General features: G+C 35.7%; 18 protein-coding genes. 3 read left to right on the top strand and 15 right to left on the bottom strand.

The window, feature by feature from the left end; translation table 11 throughout:
• Window positions 1-19 precede the first annotated feature (19 nt).
• The 15 genes from MHO32_RS00630 to MHO32_RS00560 all read right to left on the bottom strand — a co-directional run bounded on the left by MHO32_RS00630 (window position 20) and on the right by MHO32_RS00560 (window position 16966).
• Window positions 20-568 (bottom strand): sugar transferase, encoded by a 549-nt coding sequence (locus MHO32_RS00630; protein ID WP_239210513.1) that lies wholly within the window; start codon window positions 566-568, stop codon window positions 20-22.
• Entirely contained in the window at window positions 568-1530 is a 963-nt protein-coding gene (locus MHO32_RS00625; protein WP_239210566.1) for a UDP-glucose 4-epimerase family protein, read from the bottom strand. Before MHO32_RS00625 ends, MHO32_RS00630 begins: the two co-directional genes overlap by 1 nt.
• Window positions 1531-1538: 8 nt before the next feature.
• Complete coding sequence (locus MHO32_RS00620; protein WP_239210512.1) at window positions 1539-2366, bottom strand: glycosyltransferase; 828 nt, start codon at window positions 2364-2366, stop codon at window positions 1539-1541.
• The gene (locus tag MHO32_RS00615) at window positions 2367-3593 is read right to left on the bottom strand and encodes an O-antigen ligase family protein (RefSeq protein WP_239210511.1); all 1227 of its coding nucleotides are present in this window, start codon (window positions 3591-3593) and stop codon (window positions 2367-2369) included.
• A 2-nt stretch (window positions 3594-3595) separates the two neighbouring features.
• Window positions 3596-4753 carry a hypothetical protein gene (locus tag MHO32_RS00610; protein ID WP_239210510.1) on the bottom strand — a complete coding sequence of 386 codons (1158 nt, stop codon included), beginning with the start codon at window positions 4751-4753 and terminating at the stop codon, window positions 3596-3598.
• A 10-nt stretch (window positions 4754-4763) separates the two neighbouring features.
• Window positions 4764-5789, bottom strand: coding sequence for a glycosyltransferase family 4 protein (locus MHO32_RS00605; RefSeq protein WP_239210509.1), 1026 nt, complete (start codon window positions 5787-5789; stop codon window positions 4764-4766).
• Window positions 5782-6843: a glycosyltransferase gene (locus MHO32_RS00600; RefSeq protein WP_239210508.1), complete on the bottom strand. Its 1062-nt coding sequence runs from the start codon at window positions 6841-6843 to the stop codon at window positions 5782-5784. The genes MHO32_RS00605 and MHO32_RS00600 overlap by 8 nt, the downstream gene beginning before the upstream one ends.
• A gap of 3 nt (window positions 6844-6846) precedes the next feature.
• On the bottom strand, window positions 6847-7818 hold the full coding sequence (locus MHO32_RS00595) for a CapA family protein (RefSeq protein ID WP_239210507.1): 972 nt from the start codon (window positions 7816-7818) through the stop codon (window positions 6847-6849).
• 2 nt (window positions 7819-7820) lie between these two features.
• Window positions 7821-9008 (bottom strand): polysaccharide biosynthesis C-terminal domain-containing protein, encoded by a 1188-nt coding sequence (locus tag MHO32_RS00590; protein ID WP_239210506.1) that lies wholly within the window; start codon window positions 9006-9008, stop codon window positions 7821-7823.
• 16 nt (window positions 9009-9024) lie between these two features.
• Window positions 9025-10290, bottom strand: a complete 1266-nt coding sequence (gene murA, locus MHO32_RS00585) for a UDP-N-acetylglucosamine 1-carboxyvinyltransferase (protein ID WP_239210505.1) — start codon at window positions 10288-10290, stop codon at window positions 9025-9027.
• On the bottom strand, window positions 10287-11288 hold the full coding sequence (locus MHO32_RS00580; protein ID WP_239210504.1) for a hypothetical protein: 1002 nt from the start codon (window positions 11286-11288) through the stop codon (window positions 10287-10289). Before MHO32_RS00580 ends, murA begins: the two co-directional genes overlap by 4 nt.
• Window positions 11285-12283 carry a UDP-N-acetylmuramate dehydrogenase gene (murB, locus tag MHO32_RS00575; protein ID WP_239210503.1) on the bottom strand — a complete coding sequence of 333 codons (999 nt, stop codon included), beginning with the start codon at window positions 12281-12283 and terminating at the stop codon, window positions 11285-11287. Before murB ends, MHO32_RS00580 begins: the two co-directional genes overlap by 4 nt.
• Before the next feature lie 154 nt (window positions 12284-12437).
• A complete protein-coding gene (locus MHO32_RS00570) occupies window positions 12438-13406 on the bottom strand; it encodes a Wzz/FepE/Etk N-terminal domain-containing protein (protein WP_239210502.1) in 969 nt (322 codons plus the stop codon).
• A 305-nt stretch (window positions 13407-13711) separates the two neighbouring features.
• Window positions 13712-16384 carry an SLBB domain-containing protein gene (locus MHO32_RS00565; RefSeq protein ID WP_239210501.1) on the bottom strand — a complete coding sequence of 891 codons (2673 nt, stop codon included), beginning with the start codon at window positions 16382-16384 and terminating at the stop codon, window positions 13712-13714.
• Between the two features lie 66 nt (window positions 16385-16450).
• On the bottom strand, window positions 16451-16966 hold the full coding sequence (locus MHO32_RS00560) for a porin family protein (protein WP_053315335.1): 516 nt from the start codon (window positions 16964-16966) through the stop codon (window positions 16451-16453).
• 631 nt (window positions 16967-17597) lie between these two features.
• Between MHO32_RS00560 and MHO32_RS00555 the strand changes: the two genes are divergently transcribed.
• The 3 genes from MHO32_RS00555 to MHO32_RS00545 all read left to right on the top strand — a co-directional run bounded on the left by MHO32_RS00555 (window position 17598) and on the right by MHO32_RS00545 (window position 19307).
• Window positions 17598-17807, top strand: coding sequence for a hypothetical protein (locus tag MHO32_RS00555; protein ID WP_005489730.1), 210 nt, complete (start codon window positions 17598-17600; stop codon window positions 17805-17807).
• Between the two features lie 67 nt (window positions 17808-17874).
• Window positions 17875-18549: a YjbF family lipoprotein gene (locus MHO32_RS00550; RefSeq protein ID WP_239210565.1), complete on the top strand. Its 675-nt coding sequence runs from the start codon at window positions 17875-17877 to the stop codon at window positions 18547-18549.
• A complete protein-coding gene (locus MHO32_RS00545) occupies window positions 18546-19307 on the top strand; it encodes a capsule biosynthesis GfcC family protein (protein WP_239210500.1) in 762 nt (253 codons plus the stop codon). Before MHO32_RS00550 ends, MHO32_RS00545 begins: the two co-directional genes overlap by 4 nt.
• Window position 19308: the final 1 nt, after the last annotated feature.

Below are 19308 nucleotides of genomic sequence, written 5' to 3'. Positions count from 1 at the left end.
CAGAATACTTCCTGCTTCATTACTTTACTGCATCACCAGAACCACTTCCTGATACAGTCATCATTATGTACTTAAAGTAATCTTTCAATGTTAGTGTATCAATCATTTTTTTATCAGTTTTTGCTAGCAAAACTGGGGTTGACATATCAATATTTTGAATTTGAGCCAATCCAGTAATTCCAGGTAATACTTTATAAACACCCAATAAATCACGCTCACTAATCAGTTCTTGTTGGTTAAACAAGTTTGGGCGTGGCCCTACTAGACTCATTTCGCCTTTTAAGACATTAATAAGTTGCGGTAACTCATCAATCTTTGTCTTACGCAAAAACGCACCTAGTTTAGTAATAGAGGCATTGCTGGCCAAGTGACTCGCAACCGATTGAGTGTCTATTGACATCGTACGGAACTTAATCAACTTAAACGGTTTTTTATCACGACCAACACGTTCTTGGATAAAAATAGGTGACCCAGTATCGAATAGACCAATGATAGTTACAACAAGAAACACTGGACACAAAAAAAGCAAACCGAAAAAGGCTGCGAGAAAATCAATAATACGAATCATTAGTTACCACGACTTATCTTAGAGTGTATGAAGGCTTCAGCAGTTCTTTTCAATCCATCTTCTAAAGTTTGCGGAGGTACCCAACCTAATGTTTGTTTGGTATGAGTGATATCAACCTGCAATGAGTTAGTCAATCGCTCCACAACACTCGTCTTATTTAAGATTTTACCAATTAATTTAAAACACCAAATTGGAACTGGAATTTGCCACGCTTTCTTGCCTGAAGCGAGGCATAGTTTATGTACCAAATTAGAAGTAGAAACATCTTTATCATCTGTAACACAAAAGATTTGATTAACTGCGTTTGGATGCTCAATACAAGTAACAATCAAATCAACCAAGTTGTCAACAGAGACTAAACTACGCTCGTTTTTATCAATGCAGCTAAACGGGAGTGGTATACCTTTGTAAACAAGATCTAAAAGAGAAGCGAAGTTAGCCTTAACTCCTGGTCCGTAAACAAGCGTAGGTCTAATCACAACTACCTCCAATCCTGTCTCTTTCGCAAGTTTAAATAATTCCTGCTCCGCTTCAGCCTTTGAAAGCCCATAATAATCCTCAGGGCAGTAATCGCTGAATGAGCAAAAAGGCATTTCTCTCTCAGTAGACTCACCATTTACCTTGATAGAACTTAAGAAAATGAAGCGCTTAACACCCGCCTTTACCGCTTGTCGAGCTAAGTTCATAGTCCCGTAAACGTTTGTATTACGATACTCTTCTAACGGATTGGTAACTTTATCATCCATAACGTGAACACGTGCAGCTAAGTGAATAACAGTTTCTACCCCATTACTTAAAGCCCTTGAATAATCCTCAAAACGGTTAATCTCTTGCTTATAAAATCTATCAGCTAGAAAGTCCCTAGGAAGCTTTCTACCTAAGACATGTATAGAGTTTGCATTTAATCTACTTAGCAGAGCACTCCCAACAAAACCATTTGCCCCTGTAATTAATATCATTATTTAACCGCCTATTTTTCATACTTTTTAGTTCTAGGATCAAATAAAGACACCCAATTTTCAAATTTATCTAACAAAAAATCTGGCAAAACTGAACGAATCATCGGATAAGAAAGTGACAATATTGATACTAGACGCAGATCGTTTTTAATCAAAGCAGGTAACCCCAACTTAAATCTATTAACACCGACCATAAAACTATTTTTACTTCTGTATCCTTTAACTGTTCGGTATTTAATTAACCGCTGTGGCAGGTTGGCAAACTTGAGACCTAAGCTTTCAGCTCTAATCCAAAGTTCGTAATCATCTTGTCGATGAGGACAATCTATAGCATAACTGCCGATGGATTTAATACTTGACTTCCAAAAACAAACACTTGGATGAATCATTGGGCAACACCAAATTAATTTTGATATCGTTTCGTGATCAAACGGAACTTGTCTATCTTTAATATAATTGCTGTTTTCATCAATATCTACAGCCTGCGATCCGAGTATATCTACATTAGATTCCAGCATAAAGCGAACTTGGCACTCAGTCCGATTGGGCTCTGATACATCATCCGTATCCATTCTAAAAACTAACTCATTGGAACAAACCTCTAAGCCTTTATTAAGAGCCTGAGCTAAACCAACATTCTTGTCTAACCTTAACAACTTGAATGGTAATGCCTCATTCCATTTTGAAATTACACTTTCCAATTCATTGGTTATTGGACCATCAATTACTAATACTATTTCGTCAATAATATAAGTCTGTAAACTTAAGCTTAACAAGGCATCATTTAAGTATTTAGGGTTCTCCTTGGAATAGAGAGACATAAGATACGAAACTTTCATTTATTTACTCTCCAAAACAATATTTCTTTTCGTAAAAACAAGACAAAAATAATAGATAAATGTTATAAACAATATATTAAAAAATTCTTTATAACTCACCATTCCATAATCATAAAATACTTTAACAAAAATAGCTGCCAAGATCATCCTAAATTGCCGAGATGTAATCAACCCTCGACGTTTTATTAAATAATAAACTGAAGATATCAAAGGTAAATAATATATTATCAATGCAGGAATTCCTCCATTAAGTGCAACCTCTATATAATTATTATGGCTATATTGACCAACAATAGCCTCTTTCTCTCCTCGTTCAAAAAGAAGAATATTATAGTCAGGAAAAAGATAGAATTGAGATTGATTAAAACCGACACCAAATATTGGATTATCTTTAATAACCAACAAACCGTCTAAGATAAGATTCAATCGAATATAAGAACTTTCACTTACTCCTAACGTAGATGGATTTGTAAACGCATAAATGAAGGTAAAGACTCGCTCAGAAATTGGATTCTCGAAACCAAAAACTAACACAAATAAAGTTAACGCTAAAAATATGAACTTAAATAAGTTCCTTATTGAAAGCTTAGAGTTAATTATAAAGTAAATTATTGCCAAGGAGAAAAGAGCTTTCATTGATTTTGTTATCACAATAAAAAAAATGAGAACAGCCAAAATCACAAAATATATTTTTTTATCAAGCTTAAATCTAGATTCAGAGAACTCTTGATAAAACATCATTGCAAAAATTATACAAAGGCATGCATAAGAGAATACATTACGATTAGAATAAAATGATGAAAAATCACCTTCAGAACCAGTTAAAACAAAGAAAACCAAACCTAAAAAGGAAAACACTAGCCAACACATAATAATCGAGACAAGAGATTTCCGTATAATATAGTTAGGTGTTGAAATAATATGTGGAACTATTATACAACATAAAATGGTATAAAATAGGGTAATAATAAAAAATGACCAAAATGCGTGTTGATCGATAACCTTATTAAGAGAGAAAAGACACCAAAACAACCAAGCAGTATTATATAAAACTAGCTTCAATGTAGATCTTGCTAGTTTCATTCGAAGCATCTCTCTTAAAAGATAAACAGCTATAACACTTCCACCTAGTATCCAGAAAAAATATAATGATGAGTTTTTTAAGTCATAAACCAAAAAACAAAAAATAAGAGTTATAGAAATTATCAACGATACAAGCTTGTTCAACTTTACTTCCTAATTCTTGTTAAATATCGAATTGTAACTAGTAGATGTAGAATATTATTCCCTAGAAGTCTCACAGGAGTTTTTTTACAATTTTCTAAAAAACTCACCAAAACAGGTGTTGCTTTAGATATATCAAAATACTCAAAGTATAATGACTCAATTTCTTCCTTGTATTTATTTGACAAGACTGTATCTGTGCTAATTTCCATACAAAATCTTGTCGAATCAACTTCGTTAGCTTTACTACTAAAGGAACGAGGAGAAAAATTAGTACTAAAGTAATCATGGAAGTTTTCTTTATTTAATGGAATAGGATCCTCTTGCATAGTATCAAAAACCATAATGGGTTTAGAAATACTAGCTGCTTCCATAACCCCTCGCCCAGTTGCTAAAACTAAATCAGCGACGTGAATTAACTGGGAAGCATTTACAGTGTAGACGTCATCAGTAAGCCAAAAAACAACATTATTTTTATCATATTCTTTTAGTTTTTCAAATAAACCCTCCGACTGAATAACGCCAACAATTAAAAGCTTTACGGCTATTCCATTCTCATAAAGTTTATTTACATACTTAATAGATTTATAAAAAACATCTTCATAATGTTCATCAATTCTTGATATTCTTAAAATTTTAAGACAATCCCCATAAGATTCTTGGATACTTTTTTCAATACTATTGCAGAGCTCGTAATTGGTGTATATTTTTTTTGATCTACCGGGTATACATAGTTTATTACAATCGAAGTAGTTATAATTTTCAATACTATAAGTAATAACGTTGTTCAGCCTAGGAAAAAACGACTTTCCTTCAGGGTTCGGTCCACCGCACTTAGTGAAAGCAACAGGTACTTTGAAAACAATCGAAATAAAGTTAGCTGCAGAAAATGAAGGAAGATCATAAGACTGGATCACATCTGGTTTAAACTCTCTAATTATCACTGCAAGTTTAAACAACATAGAGATCATATTTATTCCATTGAAATAAATAAAGCTCTTTTTTAAATTTGCATCATGTATAATAGGAGAGCGATTTAACCCGATCTCCACGGCTCTAACATTATGACCATCTTCAACTAGTTGCTCGTTAGTGATTACGTAGTCATAAAAATGACCACCTCGACCATGTCCAAGTGTCGTAATTAGGCTGAGTATTTTCATTAAAAACCTGTTAATTCATTATTTTCAGATAATTTTTAGCCATCGTGACTGAAGATATTTCGGAAAGAATGTCATTATTAATAGGAAAAACATTACGTTCAAATTCATAATTTCCTATATTTTCCAATTTCACTATTCTTATACAATTAGATTTAGAGTGTTTTTCTTTTATTTCTAAATGTGGTGGGATATCCGAAATTATAACATTACAACCAAAGGATAACGCTTCTAAAACTGACATCGGATAACCTTCCGCGTATGATAACGATATAAAAATATCACTTTTTTCAAGTATATCAGCAGGAGAGTCAATGAATCCCAAAATTTTAACTCGTTGATCTCTTTGTTCTATAGCTTTCATTTCCTGCATAAGTTCTCCATCACCGCAAACCAAAAATTCATCATTAGCATTTGCAATCATTTGAAAAAGCTTATAGGCCAAAACTGGGTTTTTTCTCTCGATAAGGCGACCACAATAAACAAACGTTAATGCTTTATTTTTGTCACCTATTTTTTTATCTTTAATATCCTGCTTTATTCGAACCCCATTATTAATTGTTGATATATTCTTTAACCCCAACTCTAATAAATTGATGGAAACAGATTCTGAACAACCAACCACATTATTCAAATGACTAAATGCAAATAAATGCAACCAAGCCATAATTTTCCCTTTTATTTCCCCATATTCATAACAATAATCTAATTGAGGAAAGTTATGTGAAGTGCTAATTCTAATCAAATCACTTGGGAGCATCATATTTAAAAAGTCAGGAATCATACAATGTGAATGAATAACCGTTATTTTCTCTTTCTTGATATATTCACGAAGTTCTTTTACTTTAAAAATGCTTTTTAGAATCTTAACTTTAATTTTTTCTTCTTTAATGTTGAGCTTAGCGTTATTTTCATCATATACAGATACAAGATGCACCTCATTTCCTGCATCAACAAACTCTTTGGCTAGAATAGTTGCTACCTCAACCGGTCCAGTCTTTTTAAATCTTGGAATTAGAATACATATAGCCTTAGACATTGCTTAACTCTTCAATATACTTATCTGTGATACTTGAGATACTAAATCTTTCACCACTATCAATAATATTCTTCTTTTTCCAATCTATCTTTTCAAATTCAAACATTGCGTCTACAAAAGAACTTTTGTTTAAATGAGGGACAAGCAGACCATTTATTGATGGTATAATTATCTCTCTTGGTCCAAAGTCACAATCATAAGAAATAATAGGACACCCTCTACATATAGACTCAACTAACACATTAGGAAAGCCTTCGTATAACGAGCATAATAATAGTCCAGCAGCTTTATCAATGCTAGAGATAACATTCTCAACATTGCCTTTCATAGAAACAGCATCTTCCAAGCCTAATTCTATAATAAGACTTTTTATGTCCTCTTTTAAATAACCATCACCATAGATTTCCAATTTCCTTTGACCACCACGATGAACATAGCTCTGAAAAATATATAATAAATCAAATAGGTTTTTCTGTTCCGAAAGTCTTCCTAAAAATATGAAAGGTTTTATATTATCACATTTTTTCATAACCATATTTGACAAGTCAATTTTTTCAATTAAGCATGGGTTATTTATAACCCGTGTATTTTCAGTTTTAATTCTGAAGTTTTGTATTAGGTCATTTTTCATTCCTTCAGATTGGCAAATTATTTTCCCACAATACCGATAAAGCGTCTTGGTTAGTTTTAATTCTAGCCCTGTCCTATCTGAGTAATATTTGGATAGATTATTTATATTTCTCGTAATAACATTTACACCGAATAATTTACTAATAGGCAAGAGCATAATAGATATTAAATGATTAAACGATAGTATAACTCTGTTTCTGTTTTTAAAAATATAGCGGAACAAATCAAAAAGTGAAAAAAGTACTCTTCTATTTTCAAAGATAACCACTTTGCATCTTACTTCAGACAACTTTATTTTGATATCTTGCGTAAGAACAAGTAATTCAACATCTAGATTCTGCTCTACAAACTGATTAACTAAAGCTATACAATTCTTCTCCGCACCTCCAATAGCAAGAGAATTTATTACAAACGTATACTTCATTAACTAATCCAAACCTTTTAAAAATCTAACAAGTCGTTTTCTATCTGGTAATTTTGGTGATCTAAGGAAGTTTTTAATCATAATATATCTACGAAAAAATTTTCTATAAGAGTCAAAACTTATAACACTGGGGCTTATAAATTTATTCACTTTAAGTTTTATATTATATGAATTATTATGAAAGTAGCTTTTCATAACATTAATCTGGTCACCATTTACTTGCACCAAATACCCTTCCCGATTTTTCTGAGATTGTTTCTTCTCAAATATAGAAAAATTCTTACTTTCTGTATAATAAGATTTTACGCTTAAATCCGGAAAGATCGCATTTCCAATACCATAAAAAATATATTTTCCTTTATATATTTCTGTTTCTTGAATAACGTGAGCATGATGACCGATTATGATATCCGCACCTGAATCAATTAATGCTCTAGCGTTGAGTTTCATATCATCGCTAGCATACTTAATTTCCTCATCTCCCCAATGAATGGAAACTACCTTTAATATACTATGTTCAATAGAATCTCTTAAGTCTTCTTGTACTTTTTTAAGATTGAAAATAGAAACATCAATCTCACTACTCCCTCGACTAGGATTAGTGCTAAGACAACAGTAGTTGTAAAACTCAATCAAGTTTTCAGAACAATCCTCCAAAATCATTGGGTTATTGAAATTGTTTGCTTTATTTCCTATACCACAATATTTAATCTTATTTTTCTCTAGATAGTCAATTGTAGACTTTGCGCCAATAATACCAAAATCAAATATATGATTATTAGCTAAAAACACTCCACACGGCATTTTGTTGAAAGTTTCTTTAATATATGATTCTGCACTATATAGATTAACTTTATTTAGAGCGGGATCACTCAAATTCTCTGTAATTGGGTACTCAAGATTGAAGACAAATTTATCAAATTCAAAATTAGAAGAATATGCCTTATCAAGAAATACATCACCGATAATGTTCATTATTATTCCTTTCTATACCTTCTATAATAGAGCATGAATGCAAAAAAGTAAGATAAGCTTGAAGATACTGAAGCTCCAATTACTCCCAAATATGGAACAAGTATTATATTTAAAATTGCATTTAATATTAGACCAAATATCAGAGGTAAAATGCAATCACCAGACCTTCCCCTTGAGGATGCTTCACCATGGAGAATGTTAAAAATAATTATACACAAAGCTCCAGGTAATAAAAAAATCGAAGGGATTACTGACAAGGTAAATTCATTACCATATATTAGTGGGATCGCTTTCCATAAGATAAAACTATAAAGTATAAATGCAGGAATTAGAACTAATGATAAAAGCTTTGCTTTTTTCTCAATTTCTATTTTAAACGCATGACTTCCTTTTTTACTTAAGCCTTCTGAAAAAATAACAAAAGATAAAACTGTAGGTATTGCCCAAGTCAATTCTGCTAAACTAGTGGACACTGAGTAAATTCCCAATGAGGAAGGTCCGAGGAAATATTCAACAAAAAAGTAATCTAATTTAAAGTTTAAAGTAAAAAGTACTAAAGGCATACCGAATAAAAAACAGTGCCTGATAAAAGCTTTGAAAAAGACAGTATTCTTAGCACGAAGATTATCTGACACCTTGAAAAGATAATAATTAGGTTCAGTACAGTACGTTACGTAAATTAAATTAAGTATATGAGCAAAAGTATAAGATATTAGATAATAATAAACCGAAACATCAAAACCTAATATAAATAATATAGCAAAGATAGAAAATGGAATTACTGATATTATAAACTTACTTAAATTTATTCCGTTTATATTGTTGTCTAACAAAAACACTGAAGTTTTAAAGTTAGTGTATATTGAAATGGGAATAACCACCCCTAACCAATAATAAGAATCAATTTTAAAAAAAGAGAAAATACAGAATATAACCAAGCCTAGGAAAATAGAAAAATACAGAAAGCAATAATGAGCACTCCATATTTCACTTTTTAATTTTGGTCTATTTCTCAATAAAAATGATGTTGTTTGCCTAACACCAAAACCACATATCAGAAATATTATATTTAGAACGTTTATTATATATGCTAACTCACCTTTACCTTCTGCTCCTAGTGTTTTTGCTGTAAATACGCCTTGGAAAAATAACACTAACATAACGAGCACATTGAAAACCAATGTGCTCATAATGTTTTTCTTAAACTTACTCTTCATACACCTCTACATCAACACCGATAGCGAATAGTTTTTTAACAATATCATCGTATCCTCTTTCCAAGTGGTAGATTCTATGTATATTGGTATCTTCTCCAGAAATTAATGCCGCAATAATTAATGTAGCGCTAGCTCTCAAATCAGTAGCCATAACATCGGCGCCATTTAATAAAGTACCTCCGTTAACCATCGCAGTGTTACCTGTAAATTTAATATTTGCTCCCATTCGATTTAACTCAGCCACATGCATAAATCTGTTTTCAAACAAGGTTTCTTTTATAGTACTAACACCTTTTGCTTGAGTTGTTAGAGCCATAAATTGTGCTTGCATATCAGTAGGGAAACCTGGATATTCAGTAGTAACAATATCTATAGCTTTTAGAGAGTCACAGGGTTCAATTGTAATGCTCGAATCTTTGATTGTAATACAACAACCCATTTCTTTGAGCTTATCTATGACCGCCTCTAAATGCGCTGGATTGACATTGCACACAGTTACAGGTTTATTACTAATTGCTCCCAAGCAAAGGAACGTTCCTGCTTCAATCCTATCAGGAATAACTTCAACATTTGAAATTTCTAGTAGTTTTCCGCCAGTTCCTTGAATACGTAAATCTTCAGTACCAATACCGGAAATTTTAACGCCAGATTCGTTTAACACTTCACACAACTGGACAACTTCAGGTTCTTTAGCCACGTTAACTAAATGTGACTCACCTTTTGCTAAGGCGGCAGCCATAATCGCATTCTCAGATCCTGTTACAGTAACCTTGTCAAATACGATAGTTCCGCCTTGCAGTCCATTTGGGGCAGAAACTTCAACATAACCGTTCTTAATTTCTACAGAAGCACCTAAACACTCCATAGCTTTTAAATGAAGATCTATGGGTCTAGTACCGATAGCGCAACCTCCAGGAAGGCTTACTTCACAATGACCAAATCGAGCTAGTAGTGGCCCCATAACTAAAACTGAAGCTCTCATTTTTCTAACGACATCATATACAGCTCGAGTATTTGTTAAGCCAGTAGTATCTATACTGAGGTTTCCTCCCTCAACAGAACTGCTAGACGCACCTAAATTAGATAGTAACTGACGCAAAGTGTTAACATCAGCAACATTGGGCACGTTTTTATAGTCAATTCTTTGGTTTGATAGAATTGACATGCAAATGAGAGGTAAAATGGCATTCTTTGCACCAGAAATTTTTACTTCACCACCAACTAAGTTACTTTTTTTTATTTTGTAATATTTCATTTATTCCTCAAATATTCATTTATAGCGTATACATAATCTGATTCTAGATCATTAGTTTTTTTTATTTTAGCAATACTGTTTTCGTAAATACTAAAGTAGAACTCAGCATTTATCTGAGTATAAGGACCAAAATGTGTTGTTTGGTATTCGATACATTTGTATTCATTACCATCAAGTACCATATCAAGTGAAGCAAAAGGGCTATTTAGTGACTTCCTAATATTCAACACTTTTTCTATCAACTCTTTAGGTGGCGCGATAAATTCAAACTTCCCACTACCACTAGCTCGAAAGTCATTGCTTCTAATAGTTCTTTTTAGAAAATAACATCTGTCATAGAAAACTAGTGCCTTAATATCATACTCCAAGCCTTTAACAAATTCTTGAAGTACAAAACCACCTCTAGTTTTGTTATATAATTCATATTCTTTATTATATTTTATCCCTGTAAACCTCTTGATCAAAAATTTAATATTTTGAACAAAACCTTGAATTGTTATAGAAAAATTATGTTTTTTTTCCAAAAATTTTTTGATGTCATCATTGCAGTTTACTAAACCAACACCTCGACTACCTGCACCATCAATAGTTTTTATGACTTTAGGATAAGAAAGATTTTTGGGAGTGTTATCTAAATATTGTTGTCTGACTAGAGAAATATTCTTACCTTTATTATACAATAAAGACTGTAGCCCTTTATTTTCATGACTCAAATAATTAGTCAAACTTGTTATCATTTCACCATCAAAATCATGAAAAAGCCCAAATACAATATCATTTAAGTAGTGTTTAACGCTTTTATTTTGATGACTTGTAATCCAATATATAGCTTCTTTTTCTAACTGATAGTCACCTAGAAGATTATGTATTTCTATTTCATCAACAGAAAACCCTTGATACTTTAAACCTTCTTTTAATTTATCTATATTTAAGCTATTTTCAAGGTTTAAACCTTGCCCAAAATACCCTTGATATGTAACAATAATTATTTTTCTCACTCTAACTCACCTATAAATTTAACTTCTGGTTCGAGTCGAACTCCAAATTTATTGTCTACTTCATTGACTACTATTTCAGACAGACTTTTGATATCAAAACCATCAATATGTTCACCTTGCGTGACAATAATTAACGGTTGTTTTTCATAAACTCGAGCGCAACCACATTCTCTACCTTTTAAGCCAGCTTGATCAATCAACCAAGCAGCAGCAATTTTATAGTTACCATCACTAGTTGGATAAAAAGGTACTTTTTCATAACAAGCTCGAAGTTCATTTAATTTAATTTTGTTAATAATTGGATTTTTAAAAAAGCTTCCAGCGTTACCTAAAACGTTAAAGTCAGGTATTTTCTCACTTCTTATTTCTGCTACTAATTCTTTTATTTTTTCGGCTGATATTGCATCTTTATTTACTTTTGAAAACGCTAAATGATCTAGGCTTGGCTGCCAATTTTTTTTAACTCGAAGAGTTGCTGAAATTATAAATAAACCTGCCTTTTTACTTTGGTTAAAAAATGACTTTCGATAACCAAATTGACACTCATTACCTTTTAAGGTTATTACTTCTTTTGAGCCTAGATCATAATAGGTAACTTCTGAACAAAACTCTGAGATCTCACGCCCATACGCTCCTATGTTTTGCACTATTGCTCCACCAACACTTCCTGGAATAGACGTTAAATTTTCTAAGCCATAAACTTTTCTTTGGAAAAAAAAGTCAATTACACTTTCCCAATCTTCCCCAGAATAGGCTTTAACTTCAAGGTATTCTGAACATTCATATACAACCTCGATACCTTTCAACTTATTTAATAGTATAACCCCATTATAGTTGCCTAAGAATAAAATATTACTCCCTCTTCCTAGGATTGTATAATTCGAATCACCAATAAGACTCTTAATATCTTCTAGTACTTTTTCATTTCTTACTTCAACAATATGATTACAACGAGCATTAACACTAAATGTATTGAATTTCTTTATAGAGTTCATTATAGGTCTCAATTAAACATGTAGAGAATTAAAATTCATGGTCTAATTTTAAGGCAAAATTTACTAAATAGACTTATTAGACACGCTATATGATTAAGGTAATTTTTATTTCCCATTTTTATTTTCATAAAGATGAAAACTTACTATTTCTCACTTACATTTTAGGACGAAGTGCATATTTCACAACTAGAGAGAATATACTTAATAATAAACCAATTAAGGTAATCACAATGCATATTAATGCGCGCTTTGGTCCATATTTTAGCTCTGGAGCAACTGCGGGGTCTACAACTTTGAAAATAAACTCTTCTTGAACCTCAGCTAGCATTAAACTCTTAGTTTGCTCTTCAATTAATTTATAAAAAGTACTTTGCATGTCCGCTACTGCGGTTTTCTTCAGCTGAGTATTTAAGTAAGTTAAGTTCTGCGATGCATCAGAGATAGCACGTTCACGCATCACTTGATTTATGTCAGCAATTAGCCAGTTAACCCATTGCTGAGCAACATAAGGAGAATAATATTTTACGGTTAATTTGTATAAACCGCTTTCTTTATCCTTATTTATACTAAAAACATTGTTACTAAATACCTCATAAACTTCTTGTTCTGTAGGTACTTCTCCACGTAAGCCATCGGGTTTACGTAACCATGTACCACTCTCGACATTATATACTTCTTTATCAATAACTAATTTATTATTGTCTAAGTCCCAATTTTTCACTGCCATGAGTGGGACTATTAAATCATGCTTATTAACAAATTGACTAATAAACTGACGAGACTTCATTACCTCTAGAGCTAAGTCTGTTTGTGAAGACTCATTTCCCCCAAGATTCACTCCCGCTAAAGCAGCCAGCCCCCCCAGTTGACCTGCCATTTTTGATAAGCCACCTCCGTTTGAGCTTTCTGCGGGAGCTAGCAAAGCATCTGCTTTGTAGATATTTGGTAGGCTCAGAGTGTAAAGAACAGAGGCAATAGCAAAAATAAATGTTACTGCGATAATTATCCATTTGCCTTTCCATAGAGCTTTGAACAATTCGCGCAAATCGATTTCATCATCACTGGATTGGGATTGGGGTGGATATGGTAGATAATTTGGGGTAGGTTCTTTTTGTGCTTCCATTGGTCTTTAATCCTAAGCTCTGAGGTTCGTTATATGTGACTCAGAGATTGGTGAAGTTTGATAGATTGTTCTCCGACTTTCAAAACATAACCGCGCTGTGACAAGATTCTTAGTCTCGCTTCGGCTCGCTGGAATGACGGGCTACGGCTGAATAATGCCACTATTGGTGTTCAGAGTAGTATTTGCCGTTTTGATTAATAATGTTCATAAAACTGAGCTTATGTAACTTCAATCATTACATAAGCTCTTACTATTATTGCATTTCTAATCTTGCTTTAAGCTGATCGGAATAACCTTGTTGTTCCTTACTTCAACGCGTTGATCGCTACACCTGTTTGGTAAAGGATTTGCGTAGCTGCAGTCCAGGTACTTAATGCATCGCGGTAGTCAGTATCGATTGGCACTACAATGGTGTCGCCCGCTTTTAGTTCTTCATGGTTATTGCCGAACCAGTAACCTGACGTTGGTTTGTATACTGAACCGTCTGCACGCACTACGAAGATACGGTCTTCGTCTGCTTGTTTTTTCGCGCCACCGGCTTTGTTCAAGTAATCATCCACATCTAGTTTGTTATCCAGTAGATATGTAATAGGAACTTGAACTTCACCCATAATCGAAACAGTATTGCGGAAGGTTGGCACAAATAGGAAGTCACCATCTTCTAACATAAAGTCCGCAGAACGCTCGTCCTTAAGAATACGATTAAGCTGCACTACCATACGACCAAGAGCTTTGCTACGACTTGCTTCTTCAACAAACTTCAGTGTTTTATCTGGGTCAGAGATCACCGAACCCATATTACTATCAGCACGGAAGGTTTTCTTGGCCGTTTCTGCTCGCATATCAGCAGCATATTGGTTTAGTAGCTTTTGCTCTTGAAGGCGTAATGCTTCACGAGTGAAGATAGCTCCTTGCGGATGTGCAAATTCGGTAAGACCACCAGCACGTTCTAATAGTTCACCTAAGGTTTCGCCCTGACGGACGGTATAAGTACCAGGGAAGCGGACTTCACCTTGTAGTGTTACTGTGCTTTGCAGCTTGACGTTTGGCTTCTCGAGGATATTTAAGCGGTCTCTGCCAACAATAATGGCATCGTCATCGGTGCTACCCTTGATGGCCTGGCGCAAATCAATACGTTCAACATCAATAGAAGCTCGCTCATCTTTACTGTTAATTATTGTACGAGCTAATTCGGCGTTGATGGTAAATGCGTTATAAGTTAAGCCACCCGCTGCTTCAATTAAGGTAGAAATCGTCATACGTGGGGTGATTGGGTAGCGCCCTGGATGTTTTACCTCACCAAAGACTTCGGCAATTTGCGGAGCTAACCCCAGACGCGATTGCTGTTGAAGTTGCAGCAATACAGGAGCAAGCAAGGTTCTTCGTGTGTTTTGTTTTAATGCCTCAAAATCGTCTTTAGTGATTTCTTTGCCACGGAACACAATCTTTGGCTGTTTGGATTTTTTTTCTACAGACGTAGCAGAAGAAACAGCCACTGATGAGCTCATAACTTCTTGCTCTTTCAGCTGCTCTTGTTGTGCTTGAAGTTGAGCCTGCTCTAAGGTTTTCGCTTTGGTAACTGTCTCTTGATCCGCTAATGTATCTAAATCTTCATTATTGAAGCGGTTAAATACCAAAACTCGATCGCGAGAGTTTAGCTTCAAGTTATCTTTACTCGTTGGAGAAAGAATCGCATTTGCAAGGTTAACTTGGTACACCTCGATATCGCGTTGAGAGTTAATCTCACGCACGACAACGGCATAGCTTACATCTGCAGTAGAATTAAACGAGGTGTCAACAGATTGGAACAAATCAGCAATTCTTAGACCGCTCTTCCACTCTATAAAGCCTGGATGGCGAACATCACCTTCAATTTGTACGTAACGAGTCAATTCTTCATTTTTCTTAAGCACATTAACCGCATCACCATCTTTGACTTTGGTTTGGTGGTCATGTGACTGACTAAAGTTCAGTGTTAATGCATTGCGAGCACCTTTCGCAGCGTAACGCTTCACTTCGATTTGGTCACTATAAGCATTAGCCGTAAAACCACCCGCCATTTGAATGGCTTGCTTGTAGGTTTCACCTGGTTTGATTTCATAGATTGCAGGGCGATTTACTTCACCACCAATTGAAATCGTGTTACCCAATGCACCGATGAAGACCACGTCTCCCGGTAACAAGCGGATGTCGTTACGTGCATCACCTTTAAGTAACAGGTCGTACATATCAAGCTTACGAATCACCTGACCATTACGCTTAAGTTGAACGTTACGGAGGGCACCACTTTCACCAAAGCCGCCACTGTAGTAAATCGCTTGAGAGATCGTAGTTAGGGCGCTCACCGTGTAAGCGCCAGGCTTGTACGCATCACCCATTACAAAAACTTGCATGGTGCGCATTTCGCCCAACGAAATATCACTGCGAACTCCGATCATTTGCTCTTTTACACGCTGATTTAGAGAATCACGCACATCAGAGAATGTCATGCCGGCCACTTGAACAGGACCAAGAGAGGGGAAATTAATGATACCAGCACGATTAACGCGAAGGCGATGAGTCGTGTTCTCTTTACCAAACAGTTGGATAACGATTTCATCACCAGCTCCTACCGTGTAGTCAGCCGGAACAGGCACATCACTGATTGGCGCAAACGTCGTTGGAGAACCTGCGAATAAATCTAAACCAAAACGCTTTAGACCTTGTTGGCCTTTTTCTGAGCCATCGACTTTTTCCTCAGCCGCGCTGCTAGCAAGCGGACGTTGTTCAACCAATTGAGGATTTTGGTAACTACTTGGTTGAGAAGAAGCGCCGGATGGAATAGAGATACCATACTTACTCGCCAGTGCTTGTTGCTGATCAGCAGGCAAGTTCTGAAACATCTGAATTTGTTCTGGGGTTGGAGTCTGCGCATTAGTAAGCGGCGCAAATAGGCTTGCCAGAATGCAAGCCCCTATCGAGAAATATCCTTTGAGCATGATAATTCGCTATTTAAAGTCAGGAGTTAAAAATCCTAGCCACAAAACTAGGCGCTAGGTCTTTAATTAAAATCGGTGTTGGAAGCCAAGAGTAAGTGCGTTCAAACGAACCTGATCTTCAGATGTACTGTCAACAAACTCAAAGACAACCGCATTCTGCTTGTCTAAAGCGTAATGCATCCCTAAACCAAAGCTGAAACCTTGATCTCTATTTGAGCCTACATTTTGTTGGTCGATCTGAACGCTCGAATAACCGGCAAGTCCGTAAAGTGCGATACGTTCGGAGACAGGCATATTCAACTTGATAAAACCACTCGCGAGGCTGTCTACTGCCAGTCCGCTGTCTCGTTGTACAGAGGTTCCGTAACGCGCTTCAAAAGCGAGGTAATCATTGAAAAAGTAACCAGCTTGCGCTTGAAGAAGGAAAGGGTTTCCCTCGGTTACTGAAGAAGAGGAATGATGAAATTCAGCGTTAGAGTAACTGACTAACGCACCAGCATAAAAATCTGCTGAGGCAGAAAATGAGCACAAGCCTAAGCTGATTGCACTCAACGCCCCTAGCCATGGTCGTTTATTAATCACGTAAGTGTTCCTTGGGTGTCGACTGACCGCTGCACATTATGAATGACGCGCGCAGTAAATGTCTGTTAACTTTTGTCAATTTCGTTTGTGCGTTTCCACGCTACCGCCCGGCGGCATTACGCGTTAGCCACTGTTCGCTGATTCCCGATTCATTCGGTCTATTGATATAAGTATTCTTTTTAAGCCTCACTTTTGTGACTAACCGTTCAAAAAAACAGTCTTGATAAACGCTACACAAAAGCTGGCAAATTATGCATGGATTAGCGCAAAACGGCAAGAGGGAGGGACTTCTCAGAGTTCTGTTTATGGTTAGCAAATTCTCAAAGATGATAAAAGCATTGGCTGTCAGCGACTTAAAACAAGACATACAAAGGGTCGTGTTGAATAAAAATCGTGAACGTTTGCGTGAACTCTGAGGTGATTCGAACTTAAGTAGTAGAATACGCATTTTTATAAATACAATAATCACACCTAAACAACCCTCAATTCTTCCACGAGCTTTCTTTAACGTTAGGTAAATTCCCATAGGAAACTATTTACATGCTGATTGTTTTTTAACTAAAATGAGAAATGGTGTGTGATAAACAGACCAAACATCGATGTTTTAAAATCTGAAATACAAGGATTAATAATGAAGAACACGGCTCTAGCTATTCTTATGGCTCTAAGCGCATCAACTGCATTTGCAGCGACTGAAGCTGGTACTACTGGTACAGCTGCAGCATCTGCAACTGGCACAACTGCAGTAGCAGTAGGTGCAGCAGCAGCAGTAACTGTAGTAGCAGTTGCAGCGTCAGATAGTGACTCAACTACAACTACGACTACTAGTGTTAAAAAATAAGCAAGCCTAGCTTGACTTATATATCGCCCTGATTTCTCAGGGCGATTTTATTTGTAATGAGGGAATGATGAACACCTTTCTATCGCTAAAATGGATGCGCTTACTTATTGCCCTACCTTTACTGAGCTCAATCTTCGGCTGTACACAAAAATTTAATGATGTATCCGCGACAGTCCAAGAAGCTTATGGCAACTACATCGATGTCGAGCTAACTCCACAAGAAATTGAAGCAGTTCCTTATGCCAGTGCTTACTTAAAAATTGGTGACCAAAAACAGGTCTTCGTAGTGTTGGCCTTTGCTGAGCAAAACCCACTAACTGGCAATACCCAGTTAAAGTGGGTAAGTGCAGACAAGGCAATGGTGGTAACAGAAAACGGTCATATCGTTAAAACTGTTGGCTTGCAAACCACCAATCTAGCAGGCATTTATGGCAACGTTCCGGCCTACTCAGCGCCCTCTGCACAATATTCTCTTTCTTACGATTGGGCTGACAAATACCGTTATGGATTCCCGGCTAAAGTCCAGCGTTCTCGTCAAGGTAAAGAAACCGTCATCACCCCTATTTCATCTACCTCTACTGATGTTTATACAGAGGTTGTAACGTTTACCAGCTTAGAAAAAAGTGTAGAGAACCAATACTGGGTAAACGGTAAAGGAGAAGTTGTAAAAACACGTCAACACTTAGGTCCAAACATGGTGCCTGTTGAATTGACGATTCTGAAAGGGTACAGCAAATCATGAATAAGCGACTGCTATCTTTATTAAGCCTAAGTTTAACGGCAACGATTCTGGCGACACCTACTACCGTTCAAGCTCAAAATCCCCCCTCTTCACCGCTTAATGTTGAACTTGTCGGAACGGGCAAAGCATTGCAGTTCCAACAAGCGGCACGATTAGAGAGCCTACTTAAGCATGCACAAGAACAACAAGTCACCCTGCAATACCCTTTAGCTGTGACTCTATTTGATAATTCCGAAACAGCAGTGCAAGAAAGTACTGCCTTAAAGAATTCGGTGTTGAACCAAATGATTCAACATAATTTAGTTGCGCACCCATTTTACAAGTTTATCCAACAAAGCCAGTTTGCACCTCGCGTGCTGTCGGCCATTGATGTTGATCGCATCCGTCTGGATAAATTTGATAACCCTCTTTTACAAGGTCAACTTGCGTTAAGTGCACCAAAACGCAAAGAGAAAGTGTTGTATGTGGGTAACTTAGAAAAAGTCTACGCGGTAGAAAACCAAGTGGGTATCGCTCTGCATGAACAGATCAAAAATCTACGTTCAAGTGATATTGGCAAGCTTGCTTATCCGCCAATCCTGATTTACCCAGATGGCAAGGTCGTTCATCCCCACCATGGCAGTTGGCTAACCACTCAATATTACTTACCACCACTTACCATTGTGTACATCCCATTTGATAAGTTCGAAAAATCACAAATGGATAAAGACATTGTCGCTCTGCTTGCCCAACGTAAACCAACCTCATCGAAGAACTAAA

Source organism: Vibrio sp. MMH1-50, from assembly GCF_022347645.1.
Classification (GTDB): domain Bacteria; phylum Pseudomonadota; class Gammaproteobacteria; order Enterobacterales; family Vibrionaceae; genus Vibrio; species Vibrio harveyi.
The sequence above is the reverse complement of the archived record's forward strand: the minus strand, read 5'-3'. Positions and strand labels throughout refer to the sequence as shown.